This is a genomic window from Pseudomonas carassii, assembly GCF_036324045.1.
Taxonomy (GTDB): domain Bacteria; phylum Pseudomonadota; class Gammaproteobacteria; order Pseudomonadales; family Pseudomonadaceae; genus Aquipseudomonas; species Aquipseudomonas peradeniyensis.
Map to the genome: position 1 here is coordinate 32,496 of NZ_JAZDCT010000032.1, position 16,294 is coordinate 48,789.

At 64.6% G+C, this 16,294-nt stretch carries 15 protein-coding genes and 1 pseudogene; 7 read left to right on the forward strand and 9 right to left on the reverse strand.

Annotation, left to right across the window (positions count from 1 at the left end; all coding sequences use genetic code 11):
* Positions 1 to 3: 3 nt before the first annotated feature.
* Genes V0R62_RS20890 through V0R62_RS20900 form a run of 3 tightly spaced genes read right to left on the reverse strand, consistent with a single transcriptional unit; the run spans position 4 to position 2,602 of the window.
* Positions 4 to 144: a DUF2474 domain-containing protein gene (locus V0R62_RS20890; protein WP_036986195.1), complete on the reverse strand. Its 141-nt coding sequence runs from the start codon at positions 142 to 144 to the stop codon at positions 4 to 6.
* Between the two features lie 12 nt (positions 145 to 156).
* Entirely contained in the window at positions 157 to 1,164 is a 1,008-nt protein-coding gene (gene cydB, locus V0R62_RS20895) for a cytochrome d ubiquinol oxidase subunit II (RefSeq protein ID WP_050706923.1), read from the reverse strand.
* A gap of 1 nt (position 1,165) precedes the next feature.
* Positions 1,166 to 2,602, reverse strand: coding sequence for a cytochrome ubiquinol oxidase subunit I (locus V0R62_RS20900; RefSeq protein ID WP_330105039.1), 1,437 nt, complete (start codon positions 2,600 to 2,602; stop codon positions 1,166 to 1,168).
* A 343-nt stretch (positions 2,603 to 2,945) separates the two neighbouring features.
* Here V0R62_RS20900 and V0R62_RS20905 point away from each other — a divergent pair, with 343 nt between their 5' ends.
* The 3 genes from V0R62_RS20905 to trmA all read left to right on the forward strand — a co-directional run bounded on the left by V0R62_RS20905 (position 2,946) and on the right by trmA (position 6,823).
* The gene (locus V0R62_RS20905) at positions 2,946 to 4,166 is read left to right on the forward strand and encodes an MFS transporter (RefSeq protein WP_330105040.1); all 1,221 of its coding nucleotides are present in this window, start codon (positions 2,946 to 2,948) and stop codon (positions 4,164 to 4,166) included.
* Between the two features lie 279 nt (positions 4,167 to 4,445).
* Complete coding sequence (locus tag V0R62_RS20910; RefSeq protein WP_110739369.1) at positions 4,446 to 5,741, forward strand: NCS2 family permease; 1,296 nt, start codon at positions 4,446 to 4,448, stop codon at positions 5,739 to 5,741.
* Entirely contained in the window at positions 5,738 to 6,823 is a 1,086-nt protein-coding gene (gene trmA / locus V0R62_RS20915; protein WP_330105041.1) for a tRNA (uridine(54)-C5)-methyltransferase TrmA, read from the forward strand. The genes V0R62_RS20910 and trmA overlap by 4 nt, the downstream gene beginning before the upstream one ends.
* Positions 6,824 to 6,949: 126 nt before the next feature.
* Here the strand turns inward: trmA and pcaG are convergent, their stop codons facing one another.
* Positions 6,950 to 7,555: a protocatechuate 3,4-dioxygenase subunit alpha gene (gene pcaG / locus V0R62_RS20920; protein WP_330105042.1), complete on the reverse strand. Its 606-nt coding sequence runs from the start codon at positions 7,553 to 7,555 to the stop codon at positions 6,950 to 6,952.
* Positions 7,556 to 7,566: 11 nt separating this feature from the next.
* Positions 7,567 to 8,286, reverse strand: coding sequence for a protocatechuate 3,4-dioxygenase subunit beta (pcaH, locus tag V0R62_RS20925; protein ID WP_330105043.1), 720 nt, complete (start codon positions 8,284 to 8,286; stop codon positions 7,567 to 7,569).
* 199 nt (positions 8,287 to 8,485) lie between these two features.
* Here pcaH and ypfJ point away from each other — a divergent pair, with 199 nt between their 5' ends.
* The 3 genes and pseudogenes from ypfJ (at position 8,486) to V0R62_RS26940 (ending at position 11,518) form a co-directional block, all read left to right on the forward strand.
* Positions 8,486 to 9,370 carry a KPN_02809 family neutral zinc metallopeptidase gene (gene ypfJ / locus V0R62_RS20930; RefSeq protein WP_096049295.1) on the forward strand — a complete coding sequence of 295 codons (885 nt, stop codon included), beginning with the start codon at positions 8,486 to 8,488 and terminating at the stop codon, positions 9,368 to 9,370.
* A gap of 363 nt (positions 9,371 to 9,733) precedes the next feature.
* Positions 9,734 to 10,615, forward strand: a pseudogene (locus V0R62_RS26935) (methyl-accepting chemotaxis protein); the annotation flags it as partial.
* A 198-nt stretch (positions 10,616 to 10,813) separates the two neighbouring features.
* Positions 10,814 to 11,518, forward strand: coding sequence for a methyl-accepting chemotaxis protein (locus V0R62_RS26940; RefSeq protein WP_408005709.1), 705 nt, complete (start codon positions 10,814 to 10,816; stop codon positions 11,516 to 11,518).
* A gap of 79 nt (positions 11,519 to 11,597) precedes the next feature.
* Here V0R62_RS26940 and ggt read toward each other — a convergent pair whose 3' ends face one another.
* The 3 genes from ggt to V0R62_RS20950 all read right to left on the reverse strand — a co-directional run bounded on the left by ggt (position 11,598) and on the right by V0R62_RS20950 (position 15,065).
* Positions 11,598 to 13,265, reverse strand: a complete 1,668-nt coding sequence (gene ggt / locus V0R62_RS20940) for a gamma-glutamyltransferase (RefSeq protein ID WP_330105045.1) — start codon at positions 13,263 to 13,265, stop codon at positions 11,598 to 11,600.
* A 118-nt stretch (positions 13,266 to 13,383) separates the two neighbouring features.
* Positions 13,384 to 14,280, reverse strand: a complete 897-nt coding sequence (locus V0R62_RS20945) for a LysR family transcriptional regulator (protein ID WP_330105046.1) — start codon at positions 14,278 to 14,280, stop codon at positions 13,384 to 13,386.
* A 197-nt stretch (positions 14,281 to 14,477) separates the two neighbouring features.
* Positions 14,478 to 15,065 (reverse strand): NAD(P)H-dependent oxidoreductase, encoded by a 588-nt coding sequence (locus V0R62_RS20950; RefSeq protein ID WP_330105047.1) that lies wholly within the window; start codon positions 15,063 to 15,065, stop codon positions 14,478 to 14,480.
* Positions 15,066 to 15,225: 160 nt separating this feature from the next.
* Between V0R62_RS20950 and V0R62_RS20955 the strand changes: the two genes are divergently transcribed.
* Positions 15,226 to 15,540 (forward strand): putative quinol monooxygenase, encoded by a 315-nt coding sequence (locus V0R62_RS20955; RefSeq protein ID WP_330105048.1) that lies wholly within the window; start codon positions 15,226 to 15,228, stop codon positions 15,538 to 15,540.
* Here the strand turns inward: V0R62_RS20955 and V0R62_RS20960 are convergent.
* On the reverse strand, positions 15,530 to 16,294 hold the full coding sequence (locus V0R62_RS20960; protein ID WP_330105049.1) for a sulfite exporter TauE/SafE family protein: 765 nt from the start codon (positions 16,292 to 16,294) through the stop codon (positions 15,530 to 15,532). The genes V0R62_RS20955 and V0R62_RS20960 overlap by 11 nt on opposite strands.

Here is a 16,294-nt window from a genome sequence, read left to right on the forward strand (position 1 = left end):
AACCTAGTGGGTACTAAGGCCAGCCGCACTCATGAACATGCGCATGCCATAAGCCACCACCCCAAGCGCCGCCACACTCAGTCCCCAGATCAGCACCAGCCAACCCAGGCGTTGCCACAGCGGCTTTTTCTCTTCGACGTTCATCACGATGCGCTCCTAGTGATAGCCATCTTCATGGGTCACCTTGCCGCGGAACACGTAGTAGCTCCAGTAGGTGTACCCCAGGATGAACGGCAGGATGAACAGCGTGCCCACCAGCATGAAGCCCTGGCTCTGCGGCGGTGCCGCGGCGTCCCAGATGCTGATCGACGGCGGGATGATGTTCGGCCACAGGCTGATGCCCAGCCCGCTGTAACCCAGGAAGATCAGCACCAGGGTCAGCAGGAACGGTGTGTAATGGGCATTGCGCGCCACCGCCCGCAGCAGGCCGTAGAAGGTCACCAGCACCAGGATCGGCACCGGCATGAACCAGACCAGGTTGGGCATGCTGAACCAGCGCTCGGCGATCTGCGGGTAGGCGATCGGCGTCCACAGGCTGACGATGCCGATCACCGCCAGCAGCACCAGCGCCAGGGGCCGGGCCATGTCGTGCATCTTCTGCTGCAACGGCCCTTCGGTCTTCATGATCAACCAGGTGCAGCCCAGCAGGGTGTAGGCGACGATCAGGCCCAGGCCACTGAACAGCGTGAACGGCGTCAGCCAGTCCAGTGTGCCGCCTACGAACTTGCGGTCGACCACCTTGAAGCCCTCGATGAAGGCGCCCAGGGCCACGCCCTGGAAGAAGGTCGCCACCAGCGAACCCCAGATGAACGCCTTGTCCCAGATGTGGCGTTTATTGGCCCGGGCCTTGAAGCGGAACTCGAAGGCCACGCCACGGAAGATCAGGCCCACCAGCATCAGGATCAAAGGCAGGTACAGCGCCTCCAGCACCACCGAGTAGGCCAGCGGGAAGGCGCCGAACAGCGCCGCGCCGCCCAGCACCAGCCAGGTCTCGTTGCCGTCCCATACCGGGGCGACGGTGTTCATCATCACATCACGGTCACGCTCGTCCTGGACGAACGGGAAGAGCATGCCGATTCCCAGGTCGAAACCATCCATCACCACGTACATCATGACGCCGAAGATGATGATCACGGCCCAGATCAGCGGAAGATCGATACCCATCTCAGTTCCCCTTGCTCAGGCTGCTGGACTCGGCCTCATGGCCTTCATCGGCGGCGGACAGTGGCCGCGCCGGCGTGCGTTTCTGGCCAGGGCCACCTGGGGTGTGCTCCTCGCCTTCGCCGGTCTTCGGCCCTTTGCGCACCAGGCGCATCATGTAGCCGATGCCGGTGCCGAACAGGGCGAAGTAGACCACCACGAACATCACCAGGGTGAAGCCCAGTTGCGCGTAGCTATGGTTGGACACCCCATCGGCGGTACGCATCAGCCCGTAGACCACCCAGGGCTGGCGACCGACCTCGGTGGTGAACCAGCCGGCGAGAATGGCGATCAACCCGGACGGGCCCATCCACAAGGTCAGGTAGAGGAACGGACGCGAGCTGTACAGCGTGCCGCGCTTGCGCAGCCACAGGCTCCACAGGCCGACGAAGATCATCAGCATGCCTAGCCCGACCATGATCCGGAACGACCAGAACACGATGGTCGAGTTGGGCCGATCCTCAGGCGGGAAGTCCTTCATCGCCGGGACCTGCTTGTCCAGGCTGTGGGTAAGGATCAGGCTGCCGAGCGCCGGGATCTCGATCTTGAAGCGCGTGGTCTCGGCTTTCATGTCAGGGATGCCGAACAGGATCAGCGGAGTCGGCTCGCCGGGCTTGTTCTCCCAGTGGCCTTCGATGGCCGCGATCTTCACCGGCTGGTGCTTGAGGGTATTCAAGCCATGGAAGTCACCGATCACCGCCTGTACCGGCGCGACGATCAGGGCCATCCACATGGCCATCGACAGCATCTTGCGCACCGCCGGGTTGTCACGCCCGCGCAGCAGGTGCCAGGCCGCCGAGGCGCCGACGAAGAACGCGGTGGCGACGAAGGCCGCGGTGGCCATGTGCATCAGCCGGTAGGGGAAGGACGGGTTGAAGATCACCGCGATCCAGTCCACCGGGATCACCTGGCCATTGACGATCTCGTAGCCCTGGGGCGTCTGCATCCAGCTGTTGGAGGCGAGGATCCAGAACGTCGACATCAGCGTGCCGAGTGCCACCATGCACGTGGCGAAAAAGTGCAGGCCACGCCCGACACGGTTCCAGCCGAACAGCATGACACCGAGGAAACCGGCCTCGAGGAAGAAGGCCGTCAAGACCTCGTAAGTAAGTAATGGACCGGTGATGGACCCGGCGAAGTCGGAGAACTGGCTCCAGTTGGTGCCGAACTGGTAGGCCATGACCAGGCCCGAGACCACGCCCATGCCGAAGTTGACGGCGAAGATCTTCGACCAGAAGTGGTAGAGGTCACGGTAGGTATTGTCGCCGGTCTTCAGCCAAAGGCCTTCGAGGACCGCCAGGTAGCTCGCCAGGCCAATGGTGATGGCCGGGAACAGGATGTGAAAGGACACGGTAAAGGCAAACTGGATTCGGGCGAGCTCTAAGGCTTCCAATCCGAACATGGTGCTTCCTCTTCAGGTAATCCGGCGACCGGGCTCATGGCCTGTCGCCCACTGCCCCCACGGGTATCGAGTGCGGCGCGTTGGAATTGTTCTGTTCGATCGCGGGGATTCCGGCCCAAGGGCCAAGATCGTTGCATCTGGAACGATTGATCCAGGTCAACGACTGAATGGAAGCATAGTCCCGAATGCCCCATCCGGATGTGTGGTTGATTGCCGCGTGACCGGTTGCCTCACCCTCTTTTTTTGCGTGTGGAAAGTTGATCCACACGGCTTTCAGCAACTATTTGTTACAAACAGATGTTACTCTTCTGGCCCCTCTATCTCCGAGGCTGCAGGCTCCCCGATGTCCGATTCCGCCCCGCAATTGCTGCGCCATCACCGCCCCTTCCTCGCCTTCTGGCTGGCCCGCGTATTCACCGCCAGTGGCTTCCAGATGCTCACCGTGGCCATCGGCTGGCACCTCTACCAGCTCACCGGCAATGTGCTCGACCTGGGCCTGGTCGGGCTGGTCGAGTTCGCCCCGCGGGTACTGTTCATGCTGCACACCGGGCATGTCGCCGACCGCTACGACCGACGCAAGGTCGCCGCCCTGTGCCAGACCCTGCAGGCGCTGATCGCCCTGGCGCTGGCCGTGGGCAGCTTTACCGACAACGTCAGCCGTGAACTGATCTTCGTGCTGGCCTTCCTGCTGGGTGCCGCCCGCTCGTTCGAGATGCCGGCAACCCAGGCCCTGCTGCCCAACGTGGTGCCACCCGGGCTGTTCCCGCGCGCGGTGGCGGCCTCGGCATCGGCCTCCCAGGCGGCGACCATCGTCGCCCCGGCGGTGGGCGGCCTGCTCTACGCCCTCGGCAGTACCTGGGTGTACGGTCCGACCGTAGCCCTCTATCTCATCGCCTGCCTTTTGACCCTGAGCCTCGATGCCCGTCGTCAACAGCCGCAGCCAGGCAGGGCCAACCTCGACTCGCTGCTGGCCGGGATCCGCTTCATCCGCAGTCGCCCGGATATCCTCGGCGCGATCTCGCTGGACCTGTTCGCCGTGCTGCTCGGTGGCGCCACCGCGCTGCTGCCGGTGTTCGCCAAGGACATCCTGCTCACCGGCGCCTGGGGCCTGGGCCTGTTGCGCTCGGCGCCCGCCGTCGGGGCATTGCTTATGTCGTTGTGGCTGGCGCGCTTCCCGGTGGAACGCAAGGTGGGTCTGACCATGTTCACCGCAGTGGGTATATTTGGCGTCGCGACCATCGCTTTCGGCCTGTCCACTTCGTTCTGGTTCTCCCTGGCGGTACTGGTGGTGCTGGGCGCGGCGGACATGATCAGCATGGTCATCCGCAGCGCCTTCGTGCAGTTGGAAACGCCAGACGAGATGCGCGGCCGGGTGAGCGCGGTGAACGGGTTGTTCATCGGTGCCTCGAACCAGCTCGGCGAGTTCGAGTCGGGCGTTACCGCGCACTGGTTTGGCACAGTGCCAGCGGTGGTGCTCGGCGGCTTGGGCACACTGGTGGTGACCGGGGTGTGGATGAAGCTGTTCCCGACGCTGACCCATCGGGACCGTATGCATAACGGCTGATCGGTTGCCTGTGCCGGCCTCTTCGCGGGTAAACCCGCTCCCACAGGGATCGCGCCGCCCTCAGGCCCAGTGAAAAATCTGTGGGAGCGGGCTTGCCCGCGAAAGGGCCGGCACAGGCTGGAGAAAACCCTCTCCCCAATGGCCATAGGCCCCCGCCATCCATGCTGGTATGATGCGCGGCTTTTTTCCGCCCCGCACAAAACCACGGTATCCGGTACGGTCTGTGCTTTGCTGTTGGGGTCGATACATTCACGGCGCGAGGGCGCCCGGGGAGCAGGCATGCTGGAAAGGCTGTTTCAACTAAAAGCACACGACACCAATGTGCGCACCGAGATTCTCGCGGGCGTCACCACCTTCCTGGCCATGGCCTACATCCTGTTCGTCAACCCGAGCATCCTCGGCGAGACCGGCATGGACAAGGGCGCGCTGTTCGTCGCCACGTGCCTGGCCGCGGCCATCGGCTCGGTGACCATGGGCATCATCGCCAACTACCCGATCGCCCTGGCGCCGGGCATGGGCCTGAACGCCTTCTTCACCTACACCGTGGTCCTGCACATGGGCCACACCTGGCAGGTGGCGCTGGGCGCGGTGTTCCTCTCGGCGGTGCTGTTCTTCCTGCTGTCGATCTTCCGCATCCGCGAGTGGATCGTGAACAGCATCCCGCTGCCACTGCGCTCGGCCATCGCCGCCGGTATCGGCCTGTTCCTGGCGCTGATCGCCCTGCATAACGCGGGTATCGTCGTCGATAACCCGGCCACCCTGGTGGGCCTGGGCGACCTCAGCAAACCAGCGCCGATCCTCGCCACCCTGGGCTTCTTCCTGATTGTCGCCCTCGAGTCGCTGAAGGTCCGCGGCGCGGTGCTGATCGGCATCCTGGCGGTGACCGTGGCCTCGATCGCGATGGGCGTCACCCCATTCGGCGGCGTGGTCTCGATGCCGCCGTCGCTGGCCCCGACCTTCCTGCAGCTGGACATCGCCGGCGCCCTCGACGTCGGCCTGATCAGCGTGATCTTCGCCTTCCTGTTCGTCGACCTGTTCGACAACTCCGGCACCCTGATCGGCGTGGCCAAGCGCGCCGGCCTGATGGGCAAGGACGGCCACATGCCGAAGATGGGCCGCGCCCTGATCGCCGACAGTACTGCCGCCATGGCCGGTTCCCTGCTGGGCACCTCGACCACCACCAGCTACATCGAGTCGGCGGCGGGCGTGAGCGCGGGCGGGCGCACTGGCCTGACCGCCATCGTGGTCGCCGTCCTGTTCCTGCTGGCGCTGTTCTTCGCCCCGCTGGCCGGCAGCGTGCCAGCCTTCGCCACCGCGCCGGCCCTGCTGTTCGTCGCCGTGCTGATGGCCTCGGGCCTGGCCGAGATCAACTGGGACGACGTCACCGAAGCCGCGCCGGTAGTGGTGACCGCCCTGGCCATGCCGCTGACCTATTCGATCGCCAACGGCATCGCCTTCGGTTTCATCGCCTGGACCGCCATCAAGCTGATCTCCGGCCGTCACCGCGACCTGAACCCGGCGCTGGTGATCCTGTCGATCCTGTTCGTCATCAAGCTGGGCTGGTTCCCCGCATGAGTGCTGTCCTGGATCCTTCACAATACGACGCGCAACTGGCGGCCAAGGCCGCCCGCCTGCGCGAGCTGCTGGCGCCGTTTGGCGCGCCGGAGCCGGCGGTATTCGACTCGCCTCGAGACCACTATCGCCTGCGCGCCGAGTTCCGCCTGTGGCGCGAAGGCGGCCAGCGCCATTACGCGATGTTTGCGCCGGGCGAGAAACACAAGGCTATCCTGATCGACGATTTCCCCATCGCCAGCGAGCGCATCAATGAACTGATGCCACGCCTGAAGGCCGCCTGGCAGGGCAACGAGGCATTGAACAACCGCCTGTTCCAGGTCGAGTTCCTCACTACCCTGGCCGGTGATGCAATGGTCACCCTGTGCTATCACCGCCCTCTGGACGACGCCTGGGAAGCGGCCGCGCAGCAACTGGCCAGCGACCTGAACGTCAGCGTGATCGGCCGCTCCAAGGGCAAGCGCGTGGTGATCGGCCGCGACTACGCCGTGGAAAAACTCGACATCGCCGGGCGCACCTTCAGCTATCGCCAGCCCGAAGGCGCCTTCACCCAGCCCAACGGTGCGGTGAACCAGAAGATGCTCGGCTGGGCCTTCGAGGCCATGGGCGAGCGCCAGGACGACCTGCTGGAGCTGTACTGCGGCAACGGCAACTTCACCCTGCCGCTGGCGACCCGCGCGCGCCAGGTGCTGGCCACCGAGATCAGCAAGACCTCGGTCAACGCCGCCCTGCACAACCTCGACGAGAACGGCGTGGACAACGTGCGCCTGGTGCGCCTGTCGGCCGAGGAGCTGACCCAGGCGCTGAACGAGGTCCGCCCGTTCCGTCGCCTGGAAGGCATCGACCTGAAAAGCTACGACTTCGGCACCGTGTTCGTCGACCCGCCGCGCGCCGGCATGGACCCGGACACCTGCGAGCTGACCCGACGCTTCGAGCGCATCCTGTACATCTCGTGCAACCCAGAGACCCTGGCGCAGAACATCGCCCAGCTGCAAGATACCCACCGTATCGAACGCTGTGCGCTGTTCGACCAGTTCCCGTACACCCATCACATGGAAAGCGGCGTGCTGCTGGTTCGGCGCTGACCTTCAGATCGTCGGGGCTGCCTTGCAGCCCATCGCGACACAAGGCCGCTCCCACAGGGGTTTGCTATTCCCTGTAGGAGCGGCCTTGTGTCGCGATGGGCCGCAAAGCGGCCCCAGTGGTTTCTGTCAGAAATCGAAGAACACCGTCTCCCCTTCCCCCTGAATCCGGATATCGAACCGATACGCCGTCTTCCCCTCCACCTCGCAACGCCTGGCGATCAGCGTCTCGCGCCGCTGCGGCTGCTCGATCAGGTTGAGCACCGGGCATCTGGCGTTCGCCTCGCCCTCATCATCGAAGTACAGGCGCGTATGCAGGTGAATATTGATCCCCCGGGCAAACAGGCTGATGTTGATGTGCGGTGCCATCGGCACACCCGCGGCGTTGTTCACCACACCCGGCTTGACCGTGTGCAGCGTCCATTCGCCGGCGTCGAAGGTGGTCGCGGTGCGGCCGAAGCTGTTGAAGGCGTTCTCGTGGTTGAACTCATCCTGGTAGTGGCCATCGGCATCGGCCTGCCAGACCTCCAGGAAAGAGTCGCGCACCAGGTGGCCGTTGCCATCGTACACCTGGCCGAGCAAGAGGATATGTTCGCCCGGCGCATCCGGCCTGGCCAGGCGGTTCCAGATTTCCTGGTCGCGGGTCGGGTTGCCCGCCGCCTCCAGGGCCAGGCCGATGTGCACATAGGGGCCGGCGGTCTGCGAAGGGGTTTCCGGCAGCAATTCGATAGGCATGACGGGCCTCCTCAGCGGTTTTCGAAGTGGGTCTGGCGCTGACCGCGCAGGACGATGTCGAAGCGGTAGGCCAGGCAATCCATGGGGTTGGCGTGGCTCATGTCGAGCCTGGCGATCAGCCGCTGGACCGCCTCGGGGTTGGCGATCGACTTGACGATCGGGCACAGCGGAATCAGCGGATCGCCCTCGAAGTACAACTGGGTGATCAGCTTGGTGGCGATCGACGGCCCGCTGACGGAGAAGTGGATATGCGCCGGGCGCCAGTCGTTGGGGCCGTTGCGCCACGGGTATGGACCGGGCTTGATGGTGCGGAAGCTGTAGTAGCCGTCGCGGTCGGTCAGGCAACGGCCGACACCGCCGAAGTTCGGGTCGAGCGGGGCCAGGTAGCGGTCGTTCTTGTGCCGGTAGCGGCCGCCGGCATTGGCCTGCCACATCTCCACCAAGGTATTGGGCACCGGCTTGCCGTACTGGTCGACAACGCGCCCGGCGACGATGATGCGCTCGCCGATTGGCAGGCCGCCGTGGTTGAAGTTGAGCAACAGGTCATGGTCGTGCTCGCCGAAGCGCAGATGGGAAAAGTCCGGGCCGGTACTTTCGCTGATCGACTGCGGGATGCTGACCAGCGCTTGGCGCGGCGAGCGCGCCACCGAGGTCTTGTAGTCGGGGGTGAAGGCCTTGGGGTGCCAGTTGCGATCACGGATCACGAAGCGGCTGGTGTCCTGGGCGGGCATGCCGGTTTCCTCTCTTGGAATTGTCGAACGCCTGGGCGTGGCAGGCGGACTTGCAGTTTCCGGCAGGCCAATCGGGATGAATATTGAATTCAGCGGTCTTAGCCATAACCATTTGGTTATGCACAAGCGACCGAGGCGACGCCGAGGGCAGCGCTGAACTAATCTTTGACTTCATGTTTCACAAACCGGGGAGCTCTACATGGAATGGCGAAAAGGTCGACGCAGCGACAACGTGGTCGATGCCCGCGGCGAAGGGGGCGGCGGCGGCATGCGCTTCGGCGGCGGCAAGGGCCTGGGGCTCGGCGCCATCCTGCTGATCGTCGGCATCGGCTGGCTCACCGGGCAGGACCCGTTGCAGATCCTCGGCCAGCTGGCCGGGCAGATGGAGCAACAGCAAACCGCTCCGGTCAATGTCGACGGCAAGGCGCCGCCGGCCAACGACGAGCAGGCCGAGTTCGTCGCCTCGATCCTCGGCGACACCGAGGACACCTGGAAGGCGCTGTTCGCCCAGGCCGGCAAGCAGTACCGCGATCCCAAGCTGGTGCTGTTCAGCGGCCAGGTCAATTCTGCCTGCGGCTTCGCCTCGTCGGCGGTCGGGCCGTTCTACTGCCCGGGTGATCAGCGCGTGTACCTGGACATGACCTTCTTCCGTGAAATGGAAACCCGCTTCAAGGCTGCCGGCGATTTCGCCCAGGCCTACGTGATCGCCCACGAAATCGGCCACCACGTGCAGACCCTGCTCGGCGTCTCGGCCAAGGTCGACGCCGCGCGCCGCAATGGCCAGCGCATGGAAGGCGACAACGGCCTGCTGGTACGCCAGGAACTGCAGGCCGACTGCCTGGCCGGAGTCTGGGCCTACCAGGCGCAGAAACGCCTGAACTGGCTGGAACCGGGGGATGTGGAAGAAGCGCTGAACGCCGCCAATGCCATCGGTGACGATCGCCTGCAGCAGCAGGGGCAAGGCCGGGTAGTGCCCGACTCGTTCACCCACGGCACTTCGCAACAGCGTGTGCGCTGGTTCAAGGCCGGGTTTTCCAGTGGCGACGTGAACCAATGCGACACCTTCAGCGCGCGTAGCCTTTGATATCACGCGCAGCCCAGTGCGCGCCCGCAGGTGCGCACTGGGTGTGCACCCGCGATTGACCACATCAAAAACACAAACGTATTCAACAAGTTACAAATTTGCTGAAAAAGCGTTTCAGCTTCTCCCCTCTTTGCCGATAAGTCCTACACAAATCTGCGGGCTATCTGACAACAACAACGCCCAGCTTTTGAGATCAAGTGAGCGAAATCATTCTCTGGGAGAGCGTGCATGAACAGTTGGTTCGCCAATATCAGCGTCAACCTCAAACTCGGCCTGGGCTTCGGCCTGGTCCTGGTCCTGACCGGCCTGCTGGCCCTGACCGGCTGGAACAGCCTGGGCAGCCTCATCGACCGCAGCAACTGGATGAGCGACATCACCCAGCTCAACAGTGACCTGACCAACCTGCGCGTGGCCCGCCTGCAGTGGATGCTGACCAACGGCGACGACGCCTCGGCGGCCAATGTCCAGGCCAAGCTCGACGCTTTCGGCAGCCAGCAGCAGCACCTGGTCAACTCCTTCAAGAGCCCGGAAAACGTCAAGCTGCTGCGCGAGCAGGGCCAGAGCATCAGCGAATACCGGGTCTCGCTGGAGAAAATGCGCCAGGGCTACAAGACCACCCTCTCCGCCCGCGATTCGATGAACCAGGCCGCCGGCCGCGCCAATGAGGCGATCGAGGCGATCAGCGGCGCCGTGCTGTCCAGCTCCGAGAGCGATGCCAGCCGCCTGGCCCAGTACCTGCTGATCAGCAAGGCCAAGCAGCAGCTGGTGCAAGTGCGCCTGGATGTACGTAGCTACATCGCCGACCTGACCAGCGAAGCCGAGCAGGCTGCCCTGCGCCAGCTGGAAAACGCCCTGAATGAAATCGACAGCCTCAAGCGCCAGCTGCCAGGCGAAGCCTCGCGCATCCAGCAGTTCGAAAGCGCCGTGCTGGCCTACCGCGACGCCGTGCGCCAGTTCCGCGACGCCACCGCCGCCATCGGCGTGGCCCGTGCCGAAATGACCGTGCAGGGCGCCGACATCGTCAAGCGCAGCGACGAGCTGTACAAGATCCAGATCGAACGCCGTGACGCCGAAAGCGTCCAGGCCCGCAGCCTGCAGACCACCGCCACCCTGCTGGCGCTGCTGGTCGGCGTGCTCGCCGCGTTCATCATCACCCGCCAGATCACCCGCCCGCTGCGCGAGACCATGGACGTGGTCAACCGCATCGCCAGCGGCGACCTCACCCAGGAACTGCGCGTCACCCGTCGCGACGAACTGGGCGCCCTGCAGCAAGGCATCGCCCGCATGGGCACCACCCTGCGCGACCTGATCACCGGCATCCGCGACGGCGTCACCCAGATCGCCAGCGCCGCCGAGGAGCTGTCGGCGGTGACCGAGCAGACCAGCGCCGGCGCCAACAGCCAGAAGGTCGAGACCGACCAGGTGGCCACCGCCATGCACGAGATGGCCGCCACCGTCCAGGAGGTCGCGCGCAACGCCGAGCAGGCCTCCCACGCGGCGACCAACGCCGACGACGAAGCCCGTGTCGGCGACAAGGTGGTCGGTGAAGCCATCAGCCAGATCGAACGCCTGGCCCACGAAGTGCACCGCTCCACCGAGGCGATGACCCTGCTGCAGCAGGAAAGCCAGAAGATCGGCAGCGTCATGGACGTGATCAAGTCGGTGGCCGAGCAGACCAACCTGCTGGCGCTCAACGCCGCCATCGAGGCGGCCCGCGCCGGCGAGGCCGGTCGTGGCTTCGCCGTGGTGGCCGACGAGGTCCGTGGCCTGGCCCAGCGCACCCAGCAGTCCACCGAAGAGATCGAAGGCCTGATTGCCAGCCTGCAGCAAGGCACCCAGCAGGTCGCCGAAGTGATGAACGGTAGCCGCAACCTGACCGACAGCAGCGTCGAGCTGGCGCGCAAGGCCGGTGGCTCGCTGGAGAGCATCACCCGCACGGTGTCGAACATCCAGTCGATGAATCAGCAGATCGCCGCCGCCGCCGAGCAACAGAGCGCCGTGGCCGAAGAGATCAGCCGCAGCATCCTCAACGTGCGCGACGTGTCGGAGCAGACCGCCGCGGCCAGCGACGAGACCGCCGCCTCCAGCGTCGAGCTGGCGCGCCTGGGTGGTCACCTGCAGACCCTGGTCAGCCAGTTCCGCGTCTGACCCTGTAACGCATCGCGGGGCAAGCCCGCTCCCACCGGTCGTGGGAGCGGGCTTGCCCCGCGATCATTTCACCCCAGCCTTACTTGACGATCATCCCCACTCCGCGCCCACGCGGATCCGACGCGGTCTCCAGCTTCTCCCCGGTGACCCGGATGGCCTGGATGTCGCCCATCTCCCAGCCCTGGTCTTCCAGCACGTAGCCCATCTTCTTCAGATCGTCCGCCACCTTGCCAGTGAGCGGCGCATAGCTGTCGAAGTAGATCGTGTCCTTGGGCAGCAACTGGTGATGCACGCGCTGCGCCGCCACCGCCTTCTCCAGCGGCATGCCGTAGTCATACAGGTTGTTCATCACCTGGAAGATCGAGGTGAAGATCCGCGAGCCGCCCGGCGTGCCCAGCACCAGGGCCACCTTGCCATCGCGGGTCACCAGGCTCGGGCTCATCGACGAGAGCATGCGCTTGCCCGGCGCGATGGCGTTGGCATCACCGCCGACCACGCCAAAGGCATTGGCCGCCCCCGGCTTGGCGCTGAAATCGTCCATCTCGTCGTTGAGCAGGAAGCCCGCGCCCTTGACCACCACGCCACTGCCGTAGTCGAGGTTGAGGGTGTAGGTGTTGCTCACCGCGTTGCCCTGCTTGTCGACGATGGAGAAGTGCGTGGTCTGGTGCGGTTCCAGCCCCGGCTTGACCTTGTCGGTCTCGGAGATCGCGGTAGGGTTGACCTGGGCGGCCCGCTTGGCCAAGTAGTCCTTAGCCACCAGCTGGTCGACCGGGACCTTTGTGAAAGCCGGGTCACCGAGGTAGTCGGCGCGGTCGGCGAACACCCGTTTCTCGATCTCGGCCAGCAGGTGGATGTACTTGGCCGAGTTGTGCTCGACGCCCTTGAAGTCCGCCGCGCGGTCTTCCTTGATGCCCAGCAGCTGGGCCAGGGCAACACCGCCGGAGCTTGGCGGCGGCGCGGTGTAGACCACATTGCCGCGCCAGCCGATGGCGATCGGGTCGCGCCACACGGCCTTGTAGTCCTTGAGGTCGTCCTTGCTGATCAGGCCCTTGTCGGCCTGCATCTGCGCCACCAGCAGGTCGGCGGTCTTGCCCTGGTAGAACTCGCTGACGCCCTTGTCGGCGATGCGCTCCAGGGTCTGCGCCAGCTCCGGCTGCTTGAACAGCTCACCGACCTTCATGTGGCCGAAGTAGTCGTTGAAGTTGGTGGCGGTCTTGAACAGGCCCTGAGCGTCGTCGCGGTACTGGTACTGCTTCTGGGCGATCTTGAAGCCGTTCTGCGCGTAGCCGATGGCAGGCGTCAGCAGCTCGCTCCACTTGAGCTTGCCGAACTTCTGATGCGCCTCCCACAGCCCCATCACCGTGCCCGGCACGCCGGCGGCGCGTACGCCGACCAGGCTGAGGTTCTCGATCACCTCACCCTTGTCGTCCAGGTACATGGTCTTGGTCGCGGCCTTGGGCGCCACTTCGCGGTAGTCGAGGAAGTAGGGCTTGCCGTCGACGAACAGGGTCATGAAGCCGCCGCCGCCGATATTGCCGGCCTCGGGGTAGGTCACGGCCAGGGTGAAGGCGGTGGCGACGGCGGCGTCCACCGCATTGCCGCCCTTCTTGAGGATATCGGCGGCCACCTGTGCGCCATATTGATCAGGCGCGGCCACCGCGCCGCCTTCCAGCGTCACGGCAAAGGCGGAGGAACAGCTCAGGATCGCGACCCCGAGGGCCAGCGGCTGGAACATGACGATACGCATGCGCACTTCCTTGGTGTTGTTTTTGTTGATCAGTCATTAAGGCCGAAGCCCTCCGACTAAGCAAACACCATGGCAGGATTGCGCCGCCGATGGGCAGACGTTGTCGCGTTCAGGCAACTCAGCAGGCGTAGGCGGCCAGCTTCTTCTGGATGAAATCGAGGAAACACTGGATGCGCAGGGCCAGCTGGGTGTTGCGGTAGTAGACCGCGTGGATCGGCTGGCGATAGCCGTTGTTGTGCTCGCCGAGCAGCACCTGCAGGCGGCCGGCGCGGATGTCCTCGTGGGTCATGAAGTGCGACAGGCTGACGATGCCTTCACCGGCGATGGCCAACTGGCGCAGGGTTTCGCCACTGGACGCGAGCAGCTGCGGGCGGATCGCCCAGTGGTCGCCCTGGGCGTGGCGCAATGGCCAGCGGTTGAGCGATTCCAGGGAGCTGAAGCCGAGCAGGCAATGCTGGTCGAGATCCTCGACCCGTTGCGGCGTGCCGTGGCGCGCCAGGTAATCGGGGCTGGCGAGAACCTGCACCGGGCTGCAGCCCAGCGAGCGGGCATGCAGGCTGGAGTCGGACAGCTCGCCGATGCGGATGGCCACGTCGGTGCTCTGCTCCAGCAGGTCGATGATCAGGTCGTCGGTGTTCAACTCCAGCTCGATGCCGGGGTATTGCCGGCGGAACTCGCCGATCCACGGCAGGATCGCGTGCAGCATGAACGGCGCGGCGGCGTTGATGCGCAGGCGCCCGGACGGGGTCTGGCGGTTCATCGACAGACGCTCTTCCATGTCGTCCATCTGCTCGAGGATCAGCCGCGCGCGCTCGAGGAAGAAGTGCCCTTCTTCGGTCAGGTCCATGCGCCGAGTGGTGCGGTTGACCAAGGTGGTGCCCAGCTTGCCCTCCAGCCGCGACAAGGTGCGGCTGACGGCCGACGGGGTCTGACCGATCTGCTCGGCGGCGGCGGAGATCGAGCCGCTGTCGATGACGGCGACGAAGACCTGGAGTTCTTCGGAGCGAGTTTTCACGCGAAAGGACCTGAATGGGGAATGCCGTGATTGATAGCTGTTGATCAACGTACGTGCAAGCAACTTGCCCTTGTAGGAGCGGCCTTGTGTCGCGAAAGGGCTACGCTGCGCCCCCTGAAGTTGTCAGGTATAAGAAAACCTGGGGCCGCACCGCGGCCCTTTCGCGGCACAAGGCCGCTCCTACAGAGGCGAGGCGATCAGGCCTTGCCAAACACTTTGTCCAGGTGCTGCTCATACGCCGCCAGCGCCGCCGGCACATCCGGCCGCTTCATCACATCGACAGCGAGGAAGGTCGGCAACCCGCTCATGCCGAGGAACTGGTTGGCCTTGTGGAACGGGAAGTACACCGCATCCACACCCTTGCCTTCGAAGAAGTCGCTCGGGTCGTCGAACGCCTGCTGCGGCGCGTTCCAGGTCAGCGACAGCATGTACTGCTTGCCCTGGACCAGGCCACCGCTGCCGTACTTCTGCGAGGCATCGGAGCGGGTACGGCCATCGTTGGCGTACAGGCTGCCGTGACCGGCGGTGAACACCTCGTCGATGTACTTCTTCACCGTCCAGGGCGCGCCCATCCACCAACCGGGCATCTGGTAGATCACCACGTCGGCCCAGAGGAATTTCTCCACCTCGGCCTGGACGTCGTAGCCACCGTCGATGAAGGTTTCCCGCACATCGAAGCCGGCACGGTCCAGGTGGGCCAGCGCGGCATCGTGCAGGGTCTGGTTGAGGCGGCCGTCGGAGTGGGCGAAGCGTTTGCCACCGTTGAGCAGGAGGATCTTTTTCATGGGAGGGTCAGCCCTGTAAGTGAAGTTGCCGGCAGGTTAGGCACTCACGGGGCGGGGAAATAGCGGGTTCAGGACAAAATACATTTGCCTGATAGTCATGAATGATAAACATATTGTTGATTTAGAATCTGCTCACTCTCTTACCTCACCGAGATCTGCCATGAGCGAGCAATACGCCTTCATCCTCAAAGCCAAGACCCGCCCGGAACAGGCCGAAGCCTTCGAGCAGTTGTTCCGTCCCTATGTCGAGCCCAGCCGCCAGGAGCCCGGCTGCATCGAGTACCACATGCTGCGCGACAAGGAAGACCCGAGCCTGTTCGTGTTCTTCGAGGTCTGGGCCAGCAAGGCGGCCCTGGACGTGCACTCGGCGCTGCCGCACATGGCCGCGTTCTTCGAGAAACGCATGGATTACCTGGAGCACGACTTTGATATCCAGATGATCGACATGCTCAGCGCTTCGTCCGCTAACCGTTGATCAACAGGTGCGTGCCCAGTAGCACCAGGCCGATGAAGAAGCAGCGCTTGAACAGCGCTGCGCTGATCCGCCCGCGCAGCCACTGACCGGCGAACATGCCCAGCAAGGCGGGCGCCAGCATCAGCAACGAAGCGCCCAAGGCCTGGCCACCCAAGGCATCCTGACCGGCCAGCCCGACCGCCAGCGCCAGGGTCGAGACGGTGAATGACAGCCCCAATGCCTGGACCATCTCCTCACGGCTCAGGCCAAGACCTTGCAAATAGGGCACTGCGGGCATCACGAACACCCCGGTGGCCGCCGTCACCACGCCTGTCAGCAACCCGCAGACGGGGCCCAGCCAGCGTTCCCGCCCAGGCGCCACCCGCAAGCCCGGACCGGCCAGGCCGTAAAGGGCGTAGATCAGCAACGCAGCGCCCAAGCCATGGGCTGCCCACGGGCCACTGTCGATACCTGACCAGGCGCTGCCCAACAGGGTGCCGATGAAGATCATCGACAACATCCCTCCCAGGCGCCGCAGCAGCGCCAGCAAGTGACCGCCTGCCGCCAGCTGCCACAGGTTGGTCACGGTCGACGGCACGATCAGCAGCGCCGCTGCCTGCGCCGGTGGCATAGCCAGACCCAGCAAGCCCATGGCAATGGTGGGCAGCCCCAGGCCGATCACCCCCTTGACCGCGCCAGCCAGGAAGAAGGTCATGATCACCAGCATTGAAATTGCAGGCCCGATACTCTGATAAAACGCCAGGAAGGTATTCAT